Source organism: Micromonospora sp. NPDC053740 (assembly GCF_040677775.1).
Lineage (GTDB): Bacteria > Actinomycetota > Actinomycetes > Mycobacteriales > Micromonosporaceae > Micromonospora > Micromonospora alfalfae.
In genome coordinates this window covers 288,755-304,435 of the sequence record NZ_JBFASO010000003.1, presented here as the reverse complement: position 1 = coordinate 304,435, position 15,681 = coordinate 288,755, and the positions used below count along the sequence as shown (strand labels likewise).

The 15,681-nt window shown below is 71.3% G+C and carries 19 protein-coding genes; 7 read left to right on the top strand and 12 right to left on the bottom strand.

Annotated elements, in window-relative coordinates; all coding sequences use genetic code 11:
- Positions 1–37 precede the first annotated feature (37 nt).
- From AB0K35_RS10255 to AB0K35_RS10245, 3 genes are all read left to right on the top strand, one after another.
- Complete coding sequence (locus tag AB0K35_RS10255) at positions 38–610, top strand: TetR family transcriptional regulator (RefSeq protein ID WP_238669672.1); 573 nt, start codon at positions 38–40, stop codon at positions 608–610.
- A gap of 70 nt (positions 611–680) precedes the next feature.
- Positions 681–1,229: a SigE family RNA polymerase sigma factor gene (locus tag AB0K35_RS10250; protein ID WP_238669671.1), complete on the top strand. Its 549-nt coding sequence runs from the start codon at positions 681–683 to the stop codon at positions 1,227–1,229.
- On the top strand, positions 1,226–2,419 hold the full coding sequence (locus AB0K35_RS10245; RefSeq protein ID WP_363884806.1) for a hypothetical protein: 1,194 nt from the start codon (positions 1,226–1,228) through the stop codon (positions 2,417–2,419). Before AB0K35_RS10250 ends, AB0K35_RS10245 begins: the two co-directional genes overlap by 4 nt.
- 112 nt (positions 2,420–2,531) lie before the next feature.
- Here AB0K35_RS10245 and AB0K35_RS10240 read toward each other — a convergent pair whose 3' ends face one another.
- The 6 genes from AB0K35_RS10240 to AB0K35_RS10215 form a co-directional block, all read right to left on the bottom strand.
- The gene (locus AB0K35_RS10240) at positions 2,532–3,434 is read right to left on the bottom strand and encodes a sulfurtransferase (protein WP_363884804.1); all 903 of its coding nucleotides are present in this window, start codon (positions 3,432–3,434) and stop codon (positions 2,532–2,534) included.
- A 19-nt stretch (positions 3,435–3,453) separates the two neighbouring features.
- Positions 3,454–3,900, bottom strand: a complete 447-nt coding sequence (locus AB0K35_RS10235; protein WP_363884802.1) for a hypothetical protein — start codon at positions 3,898–3,900, stop codon at positions 3,454–3,456.
- 2 nt (positions 3,901–3,902) lie between these two features.
- Positions 3,903–4,670, bottom strand: coding sequence for an SGNH/GDSL hydrolase family protein (locus AB0K35_RS10230; RefSeq protein ID WP_112583954.1), 768 nt, complete (start codon positions 4,668–4,670; stop codon positions 3,903–3,905).
- Positions 4,671–4,842: 172 nt separating this feature from the next.
- Positions 4,843–5,976 (bottom strand): hypothetical protein, encoded by a 1,134-nt coding sequence (locus AB0K35_RS10225; protein WP_363884800.1) that lies wholly within the window; start codon positions 5,974–5,976, stop codon positions 4,843–4,845.
- A 217-nt stretch (positions 5,977–6,193) separates the two neighbouring features.
- Positions 6,194–7,366, bottom strand: coding sequence for a hypothetical protein (locus AB0K35_RS10220; RefSeq protein WP_363884798.1), 1,173 nt, complete (start codon positions 7,364–7,366; stop codon positions 6,194–6,196).
- On the bottom strand, positions 7,363–7,893 hold the full coding sequence (locus AB0K35_RS10215; RefSeq protein ID WP_238669665.1) for a SigE family RNA polymerase sigma factor: 531 nt from the start codon (positions 7,891–7,893) through the stop codon (positions 7,363–7,365). The genes AB0K35_RS10220 and AB0K35_RS10215 overlap by 4 nt, the downstream gene beginning before the upstream one ends.
- A gap of 141 nt (positions 7,894–8,034) precedes the next feature.
- Here AB0K35_RS10215 and AB0K35_RS10210 point away from each other — a divergent pair, with 141 nt between their 5' ends.
- The 4 genes from AB0K35_RS10210 to AB0K35_RS10195 are packed head-to-tail and all read left to right on the top strand — an operon-like array spanning position 8,035 to position 11,413.
- Positions 8,035–9,804 (top strand): proline--tRNA ligase, encoded by a 1,770-nt coding sequence (locus AB0K35_RS10210; RefSeq protein ID WP_363884795.1) that lies wholly within the window; start codon positions 8,035–8,037, stop codon positions 9,802–9,804.
- A 57-nt stretch (positions 9,805–9,861) separates the two neighbouring features.
- The gene (locus AB0K35_RS10205) at positions 9,862–10,287 is read left to right on the top strand and encodes a CBS domain-containing protein (RefSeq protein WP_030487636.1); all 426 of its coding nucleotides are present in this window, start codon (positions 9,862–9,864) and stop codon (positions 10,285–10,287) included.
- 35 nt (positions 10,288–10,322) lie between these two features.
- On the top strand, positions 10,323–10,751 hold the full coding sequence (locus tag AB0K35_RS10200; RefSeq protein ID WP_363884793.1) for a SufE family protein: 429 nt from the start codon (positions 10,323–10,325) through the stop codon (positions 10,749–10,751).
- A 20-nt stretch (positions 10,752–10,771) separates the two neighbouring features.
- Positions 10,772–11,413 carry a DsbA family oxidoreductase gene (locus AB0K35_RS10195; protein ID WP_238669662.1) on the top strand — a complete coding sequence of 214 codons (642 nt, stop codon included), beginning with the start codon at positions 10,772–10,774 and terminating at the stop codon, positions 11,411–11,413.
- Positions 11,414–11,487: 74 nt separating this feature from the next.
- Here the strand turns inward: AB0K35_RS10195 and AB0K35_RS10190 are convergent, their stop codons facing one another.
- From AB0K35_RS10190 to AB0K35_RS10165, 6 genes are all read right to left on the bottom strand, one after another.
- Positions 11,488–12,036, bottom strand: coding sequence for a YbaK/EbsC family protein (locus tag AB0K35_RS10190; protein WP_363884791.1), 549 nt, complete (start codon positions 12,034–12,036; stop codon positions 11,488–11,490).
- A gap of 95 nt (positions 12,037–12,131) precedes the next feature.
- Positions 12,132–12,326, bottom strand: coding sequence for a hypothetical protein (locus tag AB0K35_RS10185; protein ID WP_238669660.1), 195 nt, complete (start codon positions 12,324–12,326; stop codon positions 12,132–12,134).
- 37 nt (positions 12,327–12,363) lie between these two features.
- A complete protein-coding gene (locus AB0K35_RS10180) occupies positions 12,364–13,146 on the bottom strand; it encodes an NAD(P)H-binding protein (protein ID WP_363884788.1) in 783 nt (260 codons plus the stop codon).
- A gap of 95 nt (positions 13,147–13,241) precedes the next feature.
- Positions 13,242–13,895 (bottom strand): GAP family protein, encoded by a 654-nt coding sequence (locus AB0K35_RS10175; protein ID WP_238669658.1) that lies wholly within the window; start codon positions 13,893–13,895, stop codon positions 13,242–13,244.
- A gap of 51 nt (positions 13,896–13,946) precedes the next feature.
- Positions 13,947–15,335 carry an MFS transporter gene (locus AB0K35_RS10170; RefSeq protein WP_238669657.1) on the bottom strand — a complete coding sequence of 463 codons (1,389 nt, stop codon included), beginning with the start codon at positions 15,333–15,335 and terminating at the stop codon, positions 13,947–13,949.
- A gap of 59 nt (positions 15,336–15,394) precedes the next feature.
- Positions 15,395–15,655, bottom strand: coding sequence for a hypothetical protein (locus tag AB0K35_RS10165; protein WP_355004567.1), 261 nt, complete (start codon positions 15,653–15,655; stop codon positions 15,395–15,397).
- Positions 15,656–15,681 lie beyond the last annotated feature (26 nt).

Below are 15,681 nucleotides of genomic sequence, written 5' to 3'. Positions count from 1 at the left end.
ATTGCGTGTCAACAGGTGTTGGCATACGGTCGTTGGCATGACCAGCCCGACGCGCTCCCGCCGCTCCGACGCCACCCGGGCGGCGATCCTGCGAGCGGCCCGGGAACGGTTCGCGGCGGACGGCTACGAACGCGCCACGATCCGGGCCATCGCCGCCGACGCCCAGATCGACCCGTCGATGGTGATGCGCTACTACGGCAGCAAGGAAGGGCTCTTCGCGGCGGCGGCCGAGTTCGACCTACGCCTGCCCGACCTGACCTCGGTGCCACCCGCCCACCTCGGTGAGGTGCTGGTCCGGCACTTCCTCGCCCGCTGGGAAGGCGACGAGACACTGGTGGCGCTGCTGCGGGCCGCCAGCACCAACCCCGGCGCCGCCGAACGCATGCGCGGCATCTTCGCCGACCAGCTCACCGCCGCCGTCGCCACGTTCGGCAGCGACCCGGCGCTGACCGCCCGGCGGGCCGGCCTGGTGGCCAGCCAGATCCTCGGCCTCGCCTTCACCCGATACATCGTCCGCCTGTCACCCATTGTGGACACCACGCCGGACGAGCTGGTCGCCTGGATCGCGCCGACCCTCCAGCGCTACCTGACCGGAACACCACCAGGCTGACCCAACCTTTTCCCACCTCCCGTGCGTCTGCCAGATGACGCGTACTGCGCGACGGCCGGGAGGGGGGCGGATGGCGCCGACGACTGACGACGGACGCGACGGCTACCTCGCCTTCGTGGAGAACCACCAGCACCGGCTGCTCCGCGCGGCCTACCTGATCTGCGGCAACCAGCATCAGGCCGAAGACCTCCTCCAGGACGCGCTGCTGAAGCTGGCGCTGCGCTGGTCCTCGGTCCGCAACGGCGACCCGTCCGCGTACGTGCGCGCCATCCTCTACCGGGACTCGGTGTCGTGGTGGCGTCGCCGACGGCGGGAATGGCTCAGCGCCGCGCCGCCGGACCAGGTCGCCCACGACCGTGACGGCGCGTTACGGCTGACGATGCACGACGCGCTGGGCCTGCTGCCACCGCGGCAACGGGCCGTGCTGGTGTTGCGCTACTACGAGGACCTGACCGAGGTCGCCACCGCCGAGGCGCTCGGGGTGACAGTCGGCACCGTGAAGAGCCAGTGCCATGCGGCGCTGCGCCGACTCCGCGAGGTCGCCCCGGACCTCGCCCGCGATGCCCGGCCGAGCCGAGGCTCGGCCGATCTGGCCAGCGGCCTGGAGGTGAACCCGTGAACGAGCAGGAACTGCGCCGACTGCTGACCGTCAGCGTCGAGGACGTGCTCCCCAGCCAGCCGGCCGCCGCCGGATGGGAGCGGGCTCGCCGTACCCGGCGGACCCGGCGGGCCGTCGGAGTGGTCGCCCTGGCCGTGGTGCTGGTTGGTGGCGGCACGGTGGCGGCGCTGCGACCACCCACCGACCCGGCACCGGTCCCTCCGGTCGGCCCCACTGTCACCCCGACCGTCGACCCCACCCACGCGGGTCCGGTGCAGCGACCACCCGCCGAGCTGACCTACCCGCCCGATCCGTTGGCCAAGCTCGGCGACCCGGCGACAGTGCCGCTTTCCGAGCGACCGGTCAAGCGGGCACTGGCACTGTTCCAGCCGCTGGACGAGGAGTACCACGCGAACGGCCCGGTCCGGGTGCTCGGCAACGACGGCGTGACACGCAGCCTGGACGTGGTGACGCTGGCGCCGACCCGGGACGCGAGCGGCAACGAGGCGCCCGCGCTGAAGCCGGGGATGCTGTCGCCGGACGGCCGGTCGGCAGCGTTCGCGCAGACCAAAGAGCTGATCCTGATCGACCTCACCACGGCGGCCGTCCGCCGGATACCGCTCGACGGCTACCTGGAGTTGGTGGTGTGGGCGCACGACCGGGTGCTGGTCGGGGGCGACGACCGGACGTACGCGGTGGACTTTGTCACCGGGGCGGCCAGCACGATCGACGTGTCGACCTGGGAGTTGATCGCACCCGACCCGGCCGCCGGCCGGGAGGCCCCGTTGATCGACGTGTACGGCGAGCGGACCAGCCTGGCGCTACGCAGCCGGACCGCCCGGGAGGGCGAACTCCGCTCCGAACAGCCGGTCAACGCCTCGGCGCTGCCCTCGCCGTACCAGGTCAACGAGTTCTACGGCCGGGGCTGGCTGCACGGCGAGCGCCTGGCGCGGGCAGCCTGGATCATCAACAGCGAGATCGACGGTGCCGAGGCGGCGGCCGTGCTGGACGCGCGGACCGGCGCAGTGCTCCACCTGCTCGACCTGGGCCGGGAACGCGGCAAGGGCTGCTGCGAGGTGCTGGGTTGGGACAGCAGGGGCGCGGTGCTGCTCCGACTGGAACCGGCCGCCCTGGCGCGCTGGCACCCGGAGACCGGCGAGATCACCGGCATCGTCCGCGACCTGCGTGGCGTGTTAGCACTCGCCAGCTGACAACTGTCGCGTCGTCCCGACGTGATCGACTCGGGTTCATTGATATCGCGGTGTCCGAACGAGCGGGACAGCCCGGCATCAGGAAACCCGAGTCGATCACATGATGACCTGGTCAGACGGCCAAGCCGCCGGGCTGGTCGCCCTTGACGACGGGTGCCCGGACCAGGTTGCCCCACTCGGTCCACGAGCCGTCATAGTTGCGCACCTGCGGGTAGCCCAACAGGTGCCGCAGCACGAACCAGGTGTGGCTGGACCGCTCGCCGATGCGGCAGTACGCGATCACGTCGTCGTCCGGGCTCAGCCCGAGCTGGTCGGCGTAGATCGCCTTCAGCTCGTCGGCCGACTTGAACGTGCCGTCCTCGTTGGCGGCGGACTTCCACGGCTTGCTGACCGCGCCCGGGATGTGTCCGCCGCGCAGCGCACCCTCCTGCGGGTAGTCCGGCATGTGCAGCATCTCACCCGTGTACTCACCCGGCGACCGGACGTCGACAAGTGGCCGGCCGGAGGCTACGTGCGCCATGACCTGCTCACGGAAGGCCCGCAGCGGCGCGTCGTCGCGCATCGGCACCGGGTAGTCGGCGCGCGGGCGGGCCGACTTGTCGCGGGTCACCTCGCGTCCCTCGGCGATCCACTTCTGCCGGCCGCCGTCGAGCATCCGCACGTCGGCGTGGCCGAAGAGCGAGAACACCCAGAGGGCGTACGTCGCCCACCAGTTGAAGTTGTCGCCGTAGAAGACGACGGTGTCGCCCCGGCCGATGCCCTTCGCGGCACACATCTCGGCGAAGCTCTTGGCGTCCAGGTAGTCCCGGGTCACCTGATCGTTCAGCTCCAGGTGCCAGTCGACCTTGACCGCACCGGGAATGTGACCGGATTCGTAGAGCAGCACGTCCTCGTCGGACTCGACGACGACGAGGCCCTCGTCGCCCAGATGCGCAGCCAGCCACTCGGTGGTGACCAGGCGCTGCGGGTCCGCGTACGACTGGAGGCGGGGATCGGGATCGTTCGGCACAGACATGATCCCCAAGGTACGCCGTTCAGGCGCGACGGTGGGCGATCCGACCAGCGACCACTGTCACCAGACAGGCCCCGTCGACGCCGTGCACCGCGAGGTCGGCCCGCCCGGCCGACCGCAGCGTCGGCGCCACGGCGGTGGCCAGCACCAGCAGGTCGCTGCGCTCGGTGGCGGCCCGCAGGGCGGGGTCGGCCAGATGTTCCGCCAGCACCGCCGTCACCCCGGTACGCAGCAGCGCGTGCACCCGCTCGCGCGGGGTCGGCGCGGGCGGCAGCGGACCGTCGTGCAGCAGACCCGGCCCCAGAGTGCCGGGCCAGCGGCGAACCCGGGCGTTGGCGTACGCCGAACTCAGCTCGGCAAGTGGGCCGACGGCCTCGATCCGGTCGCCACTGACGAGTACGGCGTGGTCGGGCAACGACTCGCCGTCCCGGTCGCGGCGCAGCAGGGCCGCCGCGTGCAGGGTGATCATGCTCAGTCGACGAGCGGGCCGAGTTGCGGGCGCTTCGCCGTCACCGTGTCGCCGGACGACCGACCGGTCAACCGCCGCTTCACCCAGGGAGCGAGGTACTGGCCGGCCCACCGCAGGTCGGAGGCGCGGGCCGCCAGCCACGGCGACGGCGCCGGGTGCGGCGGAACCATCAGCCACTCCTCATCGCAACCAACCCCGAGGGCGTTCAACACCTGCCCGGCGACCCGGCGATGCCCGGCCGGGGAGAGGTGCAGCCGGTCGGTGCTCCAGAGCATGGGATTGAGGAACGTGTCGTCGGCGTACAGGTCGACCATGATGGCGCCGTGCCGCTCGGCGGTCTCGCCGACCGCCTGGTTGAGCAGCTGCACCCGGGGGGCGACGAGGCGTTGGCCGGGCAGTCGGGCCATCACGTCAGCGAACCGGAAGAGGAGCACGTCCGCGCCGCCCGAGCGCAGTTGCCGGACCACCTCGTCGAAGCGGGCGACCAGCGTGTCCGGATCGAAGGTGCGCCGCAGCACATCGTTGCCACCGGCCGCGAAACTGATCAGATCCGGCTTCATCGCCACTGCGGAGGGCACCTGCTCGGCGACCACGCTGGGGAAGAGCCGGCCCCTGATGGCCAGGTTCGCGTACCGGAAGTCGGGCCCCGCGTCGGCGGCGAGCCGGGTCGCCACCAGGTCCGCCCAACCCCGGAAGGTGCCGTCCGGGTACGCGTCGTCCATACCCTCGGTGAAGCTGTCCCCGACCGCGACAAAACTGCGCCAGCGCACCCGCGCCCCCTCACGCCTTCGTTGCCTGCGGCGACCAGTCTGGCACCGGAGTCGCGACGCGTGGTGCCCCGATCCGCAGACGTGTCGGACGTCATGGCGCGCACAACAGGCGGGACCGGCCACCCCCGTGAGTGGCCGGTCCCTCGTACCCGGTGCCCGCTGCACCGGGAGCTCAGCCCAGCAGGCCACCCCACGGCTGGCCGGCGGGCACCGACGCGGTGGCCAGCACCCGGCCACTGGCCGCGTACCGGACCAGCCGGTACGCCGGCGCGCCGTCGGCCGGCGTCGCCGCGTTGACCTGCACCACCAGACCGCCGTCGGCCAGGACGAGCCCGTCGATGGCTTCGCCGTGCCCGGTCGGCTGCTTCCATGCCGGGTCCAACGGCGCCAGCTCGGTGACGGCCCCGCTGGCGGCGTCGAGCCGGTAGTTGCGGAACCGCTCGCTGCACCCACATCCGCCAGGGCTGGTCGTGTGGGCGCTGATCACCAGCGTCCGGCTGTCACCGGAGATCGCCGCCACTCCGCCGATGACGAGGCCGGCCGGGAGGCGCGGGCTGACCGCCCGTCGGACGCCTCGCTCGTCAGAGATCGCCACGGTCTGCTGGCCGACCTGGGCGATCCATCCACCGGACACCGTCGGGCACTTCGGGTGGTGGGTGGCGAGCACCTTCTGCCCGGTCCCGTCGGCGTTGACCGCGATGAGCGTCAGCTCCTTCTCCCGCCCCAGGCCGTACAGCACCCGCCCGGAGTCGAGCCAACTCGGCGCGCACGTCTGCTGACCCTGGGTCGGAATGACGTGCCGCTTCGTGCCGTCGAACCCGCTGATCACCAGGCGGCGGGCGGACCCTTCCATCCAGGCCACCCGTCGCCCGTCCGGCGAGACGGCGAGCGGGCCGGCGTCCATGCTGTTCCCGAGACGACCCGAACGCACCACCTGCCAGGCCCCAGCAGTGGTACGCCGCCAGATCCGGGCCGGGTCGTTCTGCTTCTGGCCGTGCTCCTCAGCGGTGTACCAGGTCAGCTGCGGCCACTGCGTCGAGCCGGCGGCCGGGCGGGCCAGCGCGACAGCCGGAGCGGCATCCACGGAGCCGCCAGTGCCGGCGGCCGAGGTGTCGTCGGTCGCCGGACCGGGGGTGGCGGTGGCCGTTTCGGCCGGAGCGGGCGCGGCCTTCGGGTCGGCGGTGCCGCAGGCCGCGGCGCCGAACGCCAGGAGCAGCAGGGCGGCGGTACCGGCGAGCGCGCCGGAACGGCGGGACGAGGCGGAGCGGGTGGTGTGGGTGAACGGGCCGAGATTCATCATCTTCATCCCTTGTGGAGGCTCACAGTGCCTGACACCACCCAAGACGAGCCCCTGGCCCTGGCGAGTTGCCGCCGCGACGCGCTACTACCTGACAGTCGGATCCGCTCACACCGGCAACCTTTTCCACAGTTCACCGACCGTGATCAACACCGACCCGCGGGCTGTGCGTAGACGCAGAACGGGCGGGCCACCGAGGGTGACCCGCCCATCTCGCGCCGATCGGTCAGTCGACGACGGCCAGGATCTGCATGTCCTTCAGACTCGCCGGCTCGGCGGTCTCGGAAACCTTCTTCCCGTCCTCGTCCACCAGCAGGACCGCATACCCGTTGTTGGTCTTGACCCGCACGACCATCGACCCGTCCGACTGGAAGTAGACCTGGTGCAGGGTGCGCCCGCCCAACGGCAACGAAATCTGCTTGCCCGTACGGGTGTCCAGCACCACGTTGACCCGCAGGTCGCGAGCGACGTCGCCGGCGTCCCCAGCCGGCTTGTGCCGCAGCAGCGCGACCAGCGAGCCATCCGGGGCGAGACTGACGACGTCGTCGGTTTGCCATCCGTCCCGGGAGAAGCCGGGGACGACTCGCTTCTTCGTGCCATCCGGACCGTAGAGCGTTACCCCGTAGTCAGTGGCCATGGCGATGGTCTGGCCGTCCGCCGACCAGAAGGCGCTGCAGGCCCTGGTTTCGATGGTCCACCAACGCACGGTCTTTTTCGCCGAGTGCATGTCCAACATGCCGTACCGACCGGGACCCAGATCTCCTATCTCGCGGAACAGCAACTGCCGCCGGTCCGGCGACCATGCCGCGCCGACGCAATACGCATCGACATTCGAGCGGATTGCTTGCCTGTCGGAGCCGTCGGCGTCGGAGACGATGAGGTCGTTGTTGCTGTCCACCCAAGCAACCCGGTGGCCGTCCGACGAGACGCTCATCCTGCCCTTGAACGCGATATCGGGCAGTGCGAGAAGCCGCGTCGTACTGCCGCCGGGGGTCCAGGATCGCAGGTTCGCGGTCTTCACGAAGGTCACACTGGCGGGGCCGTAGAAGAGCTTGCCGAACTGCACGGACGGCGTGTTCGTGCTGGAACCGTTGCTGGGTGGGGCGCCTGGCGTGTCACCGGCGCTGCTGGAGGGCGTCGGGGTGGGCGACGCCGACGGCGTCGGGCTCGCGGTGACCGACGGGGTGTCGGCAGGCAGCGGGGGCGGAGACTCGTTCGGCCGGATGGCGAAGGCGGTGCCGGCCGCCGCCGCGATCAGCACCAGCGCGGCGGCCGATGTGGCCACCGCCCGTTGGATACCGAGCCGCCGGGACGTGCGCAGCGTACGGTCCCGCAGGTCGACGGAGGTGACCTCGTCGGCCAGGGCGGTCAGGTCGAGCCGGAGGCGCTGGTCGTTCATCGGGTACTCCCTTCCAGGACGTACAGCTCGGCGAGTTCGGGCGCGACGGTGCGCAGCCTGGCCAGTGATTTGGCCGTCTGGCTCTTCACGGTGCCGATCGTGACGCCGAGCAGGTCCGCCGCCTCCGCCTCGGTGCGGTCCTCGAAGAACCGCAGCACCAGCACGGCGCGTTGCTTCGGGGAGAGCTTCGCCAGTGCCGCCCGCAGGGTGAGCCGCAGACTGGTCTGGTGGGCGTGGTCCGGGGCCGAGTCGCCTCCGCGTGGCTCGGGCAGGTCGCCCGGCATCGACTCGGGTACCCGGCGCCGTCGCCACCAGGACACCTGTAGGTGGTACATGGTCTTGCGGGTGTACGCCTCGGCGTTGCCGCTGTGGTGCAGGCGGTTCCAGGAGCGGTGGGTCCGGGCCAGGGCCGACTGGACGAGGTCCTCGGCCAGGTGCTGGTCGCCGGTGAGCAGGTAGGCCGAGCGCAGTAACGCCGGCGTGCGGGAACGGACGAACGAGTCGAACTCACTCAGCAGAGGGTCCACACGGGCCAATCCTTCAGGTCGGGGTGCGAGGGCCTGGTGTCATTGCAGACGTCGGGAACGGCATCGATGGTTGCCGGCGACGAGTGCGGCTCGGATCGAAATGGATCGCTCATTCTGCCGCACCGGCCGTAGGCTGCGCGGATGCTGCTACGCATGTCGACCCTGTTGCTGCGGACCCTGCGCGAGGATCCGGCCGACGCGGAGGTGCCGAGCCATCGGCTGCTGCTGCGCGCCGGCTACATCCGTCGTGCCGCACCGGGCGGCTACACCTGGCTGCCGCTGGGCAAGCTGGTGCTCGATCGGATCACCGAGGTGGTACGCGCCGAACTGCTGGCGATCGGCGACCAGGAGGTGCACTTCCCGGCGCTGCTGCCCGCCGAGCCGTACCGCACCAGCGGCCGGTGGACGGAGTACGGCGACGACATCTTCACCCTCACCGACCGGCGCGGTGCCGAGCACCTGTTGGCGCCCACCCACGAGGAGATGGCGGCGCTGCTGGTCAAGGACCTGTTCACCTCGTACCGGGACTTCCCGGTGACGCTGTTTCAGGTGCAGACGAAGTTCCGCGACGAGGCGCGGCCGCGCGCCGGGTTGCTACGCGGCCGGGAGTTCCTGATGAAGGACGCGTACTCCTTCGACCTGGACGAGGCGGGGCTGCGGGAGGCGTACGGGCGGCATCGCGCCGCGTACCAGCGGATCTTCGACCGGTTGGGGCTGGACTTCACGGTGGTGCGGGCGATGTCCGGCGCGATGGGCGGCTCCGCGTCGGAGGAGTTCCTGGCGGCGACACCGGTCGGCGAGGACACCTTCGTCGGCTGCACCTCCTGCGACTTCGCGGCGAACACCGAGGCGGTGGCCACCCGGGTGCCGAGCGCTGGTGACCCGGGCGCGCAGCCGGCCGTCGAGGTGCACGACACTCCGGAGACTCCGACGATCGCGAGTCTGGTGGAGTTGGCCAACGCGCGCCGGTTGGGCGGTCGGGGCGGCTGGACCGCCGCCGACACCCTGAAGAACGTCGTGCTGTCAGTTCGTCAGCCGGGTGCCGACCGGGCCGAGCTCCTGGTGATCGGGCTGCCCGGTGACCGGGAGGTCGACCTGAAGCGGGTCGGTGCCGCACTGCACCCGGCACAGGTGACCGTCTTCGAGGAGTGGGCAGAGCATCTGGAGCTGGTTCGCGGCTACATCGGACCGCAACTGCTCGACAAGCTGGGCATCCGCTACCTGGTCGACCCTCGGGTGGTGACCGGGTCTGCCTGGCTGACCGGGGCGAACGAGCCGGGCCGACACGCGACCGACGTGGTGTGCGGACGGGACTTCACCCCCGACGGCACCATCGAGGCGGCCGACGTCCGCGCCGGCGACCCCTGCCCGGAGTGCGAGGCGGGTGAGCTGACCATCCGGCGGGGCATCGAGATCGGGCACATCTTCCAGCTCGGCCGCCGCTTCACCGACGCCTTCGCCGTCGACGTGCTCGGGCCGGCCGGCAAGCCGGTCCGGCCGACGATGGGCTGCTACGGCATCGGGGTGTCCCGGGCGGTGGCGGCAGTGGCCGAGCAGCACCACGACGACCGGGGACTGGTCTGGCCGGCGGCGGTCGCGCCGTGTGACGTACACCTGGTGGTTGCGGGCAAGGGCCCGCAGCTCGACGCGGCGCTGGAGCTCGGCGGGCGTCTCGCCGCCGCCGGCCTGCGGGTGCTTGTCGACGACCGCACGCACGTCTCCGCCGGGGTCAAGTTCACCGACGCCGAGCTGATCGGCATCCCCAGGGCCGTCGTGGTCGGCCGCCGGCTCGCCGAGGGGTACGTCGAGCTGCGCGAGCGGGCCGGCGACGGGCGCACCGAGCTGCCGCTGGACGGTCTGGTGGATCGACTCGTCCACCAGGTACGCCAGGAACGTGCGAGCCTGGTGTAGCTGCCGCGTCACGGGGTAGTGCTGTCGGATCGGGTGGAAACGTCTTCGGAGGCTCTCATGACCGGTTACCGGGTCAGTGACGTGATGACCAAGCAGGTCGTGTACCTGCCGGCCGAGACCACCCTGGACGAGGCGGCCAGGGTGATGAAGGAGGCCGACATCGGTGATGTGGTGGTCACCGACGGCGCCAGCCTCGCCGGCATGCTCACCGACCGGGACATCGTGGTGCGGGCCGTGGCGGAGAACAGCTCCCCTGCGGCCACCACCATCGGCTCGATCGTCACCCGCGAGGTCGTCATGATCGAGCAGCACTGCACTGCGGGTGAGGCGGCGGCGCTCATGCGGGATCGAGGCATCCGACGGGTGCTGGTCTGTGACAGTGACCGCAAGCTGGTGGGGATCGTCTCGCTCGGCGACCTGGCCATGCAGCTCGACCCCACCAGCGCTCTCAGCGAGATCAGCGAGCAGTCGCCCACCGTGTGACAGGGGCCCCGGCACGACGGCGGTAACCTCGACACATGGCTGACATGCCGGCCCGACTGGCCGAGATCGTCGACGAGTTCGCCGCCGCGCCGCGCGACCTGGTTCTGGAGATGCTCCTGGAGTACGCCGATGTCATCCCGGTGCTGCCCGAGGGGGCCGTTGAGCGCGAAGGCATGGAGCAGGTGCCGGAGTGTCAGACGTCGTTCTTCCTGCGCGCCAAGGTGACCCCGGCGGGCACCGTGGCGACGATCTTCGACTGCCCACCGGAGGCGCCGACCACGCGGGCGTTCGCCGGGATCCTCGCCGAAGGGCTGGCGGGCGCAAGCCCTCAGCAGGTGCTGGACGTGCCGGACGACCTCTACCAGCGGATGGGTCTGGCGCAGGCGATCAGCCCGCTGCGGATACGCGGCGGCACCGCGATCCTGGGCCGGCTCAAGCGTCAGGTGCGGGAACAACTGGGCTGACCGCGAGGTTGCCACCGATCATGGAGATCGAGATCTACGCGGACGTCATCTGCCCGTGGTGCTACATCGGCAAGCGCCGCCTGGATGAGGCCCTCGCCCGTTACGAGGGCGAGGTGACGGTCCGTTACCGACCGTTCCAGCTCGACCCGTCACCGGTGTCCGAGCCGCTCCCGCTGGTGGAGGCGCTGGCCGGCAAGTTCGGCGGCCCGGAGCGTGCCCGGCAGATGGTCGACCACGTGACCCAGGTCGCGGCGGCCGACGGGCTGCGGCTCGACTACGACCGTGCGGTGATCGCCAACACCTTCGAGGCGCACCGGTTGGTCGCCTGGGCGACCGATCAGGGCAGGGCGGCCGAGATGGTGGAGGCGCTCTACCAGGCGCACTTCAACCACGGGGTCGACGTCGGCTCGCGGGAGGCGCTGGCCACAGTGGCCGGTGAGATCGGCCTCGACGCGGCCGACGCGCGCCGGTTCCTCGACTCCGACGAGCGCGTCGCCGACGTCGCCGCCGGGCTGGCCGCCGCCCGGGATCTGGGCATCACCAGCGTGCCGACCTTCGTGCTGGCCGGGAAGTACGCGGTCTCCGGTGCGCAGGAGGTGCAGACGTTGCTCGCCGCGTTCGCCGAGGTCGAGCAGCGCGAGTCCGCAGCGCACTCACACTGAGTCACCGGCGACCGGGCGTCCGGCATCGATGATCACGATGTTTCACGTGCAACAACATCGATGCCGATGCCTGGTCAGGCCGGCCTGGCCAGCCCTTCCATCACCTGGGCTCCGGGCAGCGCGCCCAACGCCGGCCCCGGCAGCGCGATCTTGCTGTGCCGTACGCCGGACCCGACGATCACGTGCGGTGTGGCGATGACCCGCGCGTCCACCAGGATCGGCCACTGCGCCGGCAGCCCGATCGGGGTGATGCCGCCGTACTCCATGCCGGTCAACTCGACAGCGTCGTCCATCGGGGCGAAGCTCGCCTTGCGGACGTCCAGCGCCCGGCGAGCCACCCCGTTCACGTCCGCCCGCGTGGTGGCCAGGATGATGCAGGCCGCGTAACGCACCACGCCCTCGCGCTTGCCGGCCACCACGACACAGTTGGCCGACACGTCCAGCCCCACCTCGTACGCCGCGCAGAACGCCGCAGTGTCGGCGAGATCGGCGTCGATCGGCGCGACCAGCACGTCGTTGACGTCCACCGGCGCGTCGACCGGCCACTGCGCGATGGCCTCCGCAACCGGCGGGGCGAGCAGATCCAGGCGGGCGCGGGCCGGTTCGGTCTTCAGCGTTCCCATCACGGATGCGATCCTCGCATCCGCGACACTGAACCGCCCAGCGGCTCCCCGGCCCCCCGGCGACGCCACCGGCCCGGGCCGGATCGACCCGGCGCTCAACTGCCCGCGAGGAAGGCGTTGTCGCGCATGAAGGAGCTGTCGCGGGCAGCCGCCAACTCCTCCTCGCGCTGGGCCTTGGCCCGTTGCAGCTCCAGATCCTCGAACGCGTGCCGGACACCCAGCCGGATCACGCCGTAGAGGAAGACGAAGCCGAAGACGTAGAGGATCACAGTGGTGACGACAGCGAACATGGCGTCACGGTAAGGCGAACGTGAACCGGTGTTGCTCTCATTTCCGGCCGGTTCCCCCGTACGTGTCGGCCAGGTGCTCGGCCCAGGTACGCACACCCCGGGGCAGCGCCTCGGTGGTCAGACCACCGGCCCGCAGCTCGCTACCGAGTCGGCCGGGAATCCGCACCGGCAGCAACGGTCGACGCGAGCCTCGGGCCGCTCGCCACGCCCTGGCGGCCTCGTCGAAGCGGAGCACCTGCGGCCCGCCCAGGTCCTCGATGCCGCCCAACGGGCCGGCGACCAGTCGAGCCGCCAGCCGCGCCGCCACCTCGTCCGGGTGGACCGGTTGGGCGAGCACCGCCCGGTCCCCGACCACCGGGCCCAGCCGCGCGCTGGCGGTCAGCATGTCGTCCAGGAACTGGGGAAACTGGGTGGCCCGCAGCACCGACCACGGCACCGGACCGGCCGCGATCACCTGCTCGGCGGCGAGCTTGTGGCGGTAGTACGGGAACGGCACCCGATCAACCCCGACGATCGAGATGTAGACGATGTGCCGCACACCGGCCGTCCCGGCGGCCACCACCAGTCGGCGGGTGCCCAACACGTCCACCTGGTAGGTCTGCCGACCCCGAGGCGCGGACGCCAGGTGCAGCACGGCGTCCACCCCGGTCACCGCCTCGGTCAGCCCATCCCCGGTGGCCAGGTCGGTCACCACCCACTCCACGTCCGAGTCGGCGGACGGCCGGCGGCTGGTGGCCCGGACGCTGATCCCGTCGTCGCGCAACCGGCTCAGCACCGAACTGCCCAGATTGCCGGACGCCCCGGTGACCAGAACCTTCATTTCGTCCTCCCCACTCGTCACGAACCACAGTCCACCGACTCGGCCGACCTGGCGTTGACGAAACAACGCGACAACCCGTGACGGCGAGCGGCCACTCACCCCGATCGGATCAGGTCCAGCACTGTGAGCAGCGCGAAGAACGCGATCACGATCTCGTTGACGATCCAGGCGTGCCCCTGTGCCCACTCCCGCATCCGGGTCAGCACCCGCGAGGCCCTGTTCCCCAGCAGCAGCAACGCGAGCAGAGGCAACGCGAGCAGGAGCACGGTGAGCAGCACGAACGGCACCAGGTGCCACCACGGCAGATCATGTCGGGCCACGCTCGCCCCGACGGTGGCCATGGTCAGGTCGTCGGTCGGCGTCGCCACGAAGAGCAGCGCACCCAGCCGCAGCGTCTGCGGCGGACCGGCATGCTCGATGCTCCCCAGCCAGCGCGGTGGTCCGGAGCGGCCCCGGCGGATCCAGATCAGCACGGCCAGGCACACCAGCAGGGCCAGCACCACCAGGTCGATGGCGGGGCCGCGATCGACCTTCCCGGCGACGGCGCTGGCGTCGGCGGCCACCCCACCCACCAGCTTGGTCAACAACCAGGCCACCGTCACCCCGGCGGCGACCACCAGCCCCGCGCCGGTGAGGAAGCCCAGCGACGCCGCCCGGGGCCGATCCGACGAGGCCAGGAAGACCGCCACCACCAACTGCGTCCCGGCGACCATGACCACGGCGAGCGGCAGAATGGTCAGGAGGTTCATCGCCCGCCATCCTTCCGGCACGAGCAGGTGGGACGCGGCGGAATCCGCTGATCACCCGGTCTGTCGCACACCCCCGCCCACCACCACCCGGCCGGCCAGCAGCGCCCCGAGCAGCGCCAACCCCGCGGTCACCACGAGCGTCGTCGTGTAGCTGGCCGGGCCCGGCGCGTTTCCTGCCGCCAACACGGCCCCGGTCAGCGCGAGCACTGTCGCCGCGAAGAGGGAGTCGCTCAGTTGCAGTGACGAGCTGTTGCGGCCCTGCTCACCCGGCGCGGACAACTCCAATGTGAGCACCGACAACGGCGGATAGAGCAACCCCATGCCCAGGCCGGCGATCGCCCAACCAGCCACGGCGACGGCCACCGGCACCTCGGGCCGGACGGCCAGCGCCACAGTGGCGGTGCCGACGGTGATGCAGGTCAACCCGGCGCGCGGCAGGCTGGCCCGCGACGCCGGCACCGGAATCCGGCCCTGCAACCAGGAACCCGCCGACCAGGCCAGCGCGCCGACGGTGAGGACCAACCCGGCCGCGGTCGGCGACAGGCCCCGTTCCCGGGAGAGCATCAACGGGATGACCACCTCGCTGCCGACGAAGGCCGCCGACGCCAGGCCACGCAGGCCCACGACCGTGGGCAACCCTCGTGCGGCCCGAAGGAACCCGGCCGGCAGCAGGCGCGGGGCACAGATCAACAGGCCGGCCACGGCGAACGCGACAAGCACCAGGGCCGTGGCGCCGCGCTGCTGTCCCCCGATGTGCAGCAGTGCGGCACTCACAGCGGCCCCGCACGCCCAACCGATCCGTGCCGCCGCACCCGTCGGCGGGCTCGTCGCCGCACTCCGGCCCAGCGACAGCAGGCCGGGGTGGATCAGCAGCCCCGCCGGCACCGCCACGGCCGGCACCGCCAGGAAGACCCACCGCCAGCCCAGGTGCTGCACGATCAGGCCGGCAACCGCCGGCCCGACCAGCGACGGCACGACCCACGCCGCCGCGAACGCCGCGAAGATCCGCCGGTGCAGCTCCTGCGGGTACGCGTGCCCGACGATCACGTAGAGCGCCACCGATAGCAGCCCGGAGCCGAAACCCTGCACGACCCGCCCGACGACCAGCGCGCTCATCACGGGCGCGGTCCCGGCGATCAGCAACCCGACCACGAACCAGGCGACGCCGTGCCACATCGGCCCCCGAGGACCCCGCGCGTCGCACCAGATCCCAGAGACCACCATGGCCAGCACACCGCTGGCGAACGGGCCACCGAAGGCGATCCCGTAGAGCGCCAGCCCGTCCAGGCTGCGCGCGACGGTCGGCATCGCCGTGCCGACCGCCAACGCCTCGAACGCGAGGAGTGAGATCAGCGCGACGCTGCCCACCGTCATCGCGCGCAGCCGGGGGGCGAAGAGTCCGGGTACGGCGGGTGCATCGGTGACGGCGGCGCTCGGCATCGACCGAGCATGCGACCTGAACCCAGATTCATGTCAACAGTCGGGTGATCCGGCTCTCGTCAGGCGTCCTGCAGCACCTCCCCGACTCCGCGCGCCAGCCCGGAAAAATGCTGGTCTGCCAGCAGGTGGCCAGCGGTGATCACCACAGCGATCGGCCACTCGATGACCTGTAGCGCGGCGAGCGCCCCGAGCCCGGCGTAGTAGATGACCTTGTCCGGTGGCGGCACCGCCATCTCACCCAGCATCGGCAGATGCACCCGCCGGTTGTACATGTTGACGTTCTCCCGCGCACCGTTGAGATGTCGCGTCAGCGTGCTCATGCCGGCCTCCCCATGTCCGGTGATGA

What these genes read in the sequence shown, in the direction of transcription:
- AB0K35_RS10255 (WP_238669672.1), top strand. Translation starts at nt 38, where the DNA reads ATGACCAGCCCGACGCGCTCCCGCCGCTCCGACGCCACCCGGGCGGCG.
- AB0K35_RS10250 (WP_238669671.1), top strand. Translation starts at nt 681, where the DNA reads ATGGCGCCGACGACTGACGACGGACGCGACGGCTACCTCGCCTTCGTG.
- AB0K35_RS10240 (WP_363884804.1), bottom strand. Translation starts at nt 3,434, where the DNA reads ATGTCTGTGCCGAACGATCCCGATCCCCGCCTCCAGTCGTACGCGGAC.
- AB0K35_RS10235 (WP_363884802.1), bottom strand. Translation starts at nt 3,900, where the DNA reads ATGATCACCCTGCACGCGGCGGCCCTGCTGCGCCGCGACCGGGACGGC.
- AB0K35_RS10225 (WP_363884800.1), bottom strand. Translation starts at nt 5,976, where the DNA reads ATGAAGATGATGAATCTCGGCCCGTTCACCCACACCACCCGCTCCGCC.
- AB0K35_RS10220 (WP_363884798.1), bottom strand. Translation starts at nt 7,366, where the DNA reads ATGAACGACCAGCGCCTCCGGCTCGACCTGACCGCCCTGGCCGACGAG.
- AB0K35_RS10210 (WP_363884795.1), top strand. Translation starts at nt 8,035, where the DNA reads ATGCTGCTACGCATGTCGACCCTGTTGCTGCGGACCCTGCGCGAGGAT.
- AB0K35_RS10205 (WP_030487636.1), top strand. Translation starts at nt 9,862, where the DNA reads ATGACCGGTTACCGGGTCAGTGACGTGATGACCAAGCAGGTCGTGTAC.
- AB0K35_RS10200 (WP_363884793.1), top strand. Translation starts at nt 10,323, where the DNA reads ATGGCTGACATGCCGGCCCGACTGGCCGAGATCGTCGACGAGTTCGCC.
- AB0K35_RS10195 (WP_238669662.1), top strand. Translation starts at nt 10,772, where the DNA reads ATGGAGATCGAGATCTACGCGGACGTCATCTGCCCGTGGTGCTACATC.
- AB0K35_RS10190 (WP_363884791.1), bottom strand. Translation starts at nt 12,036, where the DNA reads ATGGGAACGCTGAAGACCGAACCGGCCCGCGCCCGCCTGGATCTGCTC.
- AB0K35_RS10185 (WP_238669660.1), bottom strand. Translation starts at nt 12,326, where the DNA reads ATGTTCGCTGTCGTCACCACTGTGATCCTCTACGTCTTCGGCTTCGTC.
- AB0K35_RS10180 (WP_363884788.1), bottom strand. Translation starts at nt 13,146, where the DNA reads ATGAAGGTTCTGGTCACCGGGGCGTCCGGCAATCTGGGCAGTTCGGTG.
- AB0K35_RS10175 (WP_238669658.1), bottom strand. Translation starts at nt 13,895, where the DNA reads ATGAACCTCCTGACCATTCTGCCGCTCGCCGTGGTCATGGTCGCCGGG.
- AB0K35_RS10170 (WP_238669657.1), bottom strand. Translation starts at nt 15,335, where the DNA reads ATGCCGAGCGCCGCCGTCACCGATGCACCCGCCGTACCCGGACTCTTC.
- AB0K35_RS10165 (WP_355004567.1), bottom strand. Translation starts at nt 15,655, where the DNA reads ATGAGCACGCTGACGCGACATCTCAACGGTGCGCGGGAGAACGTCAAC.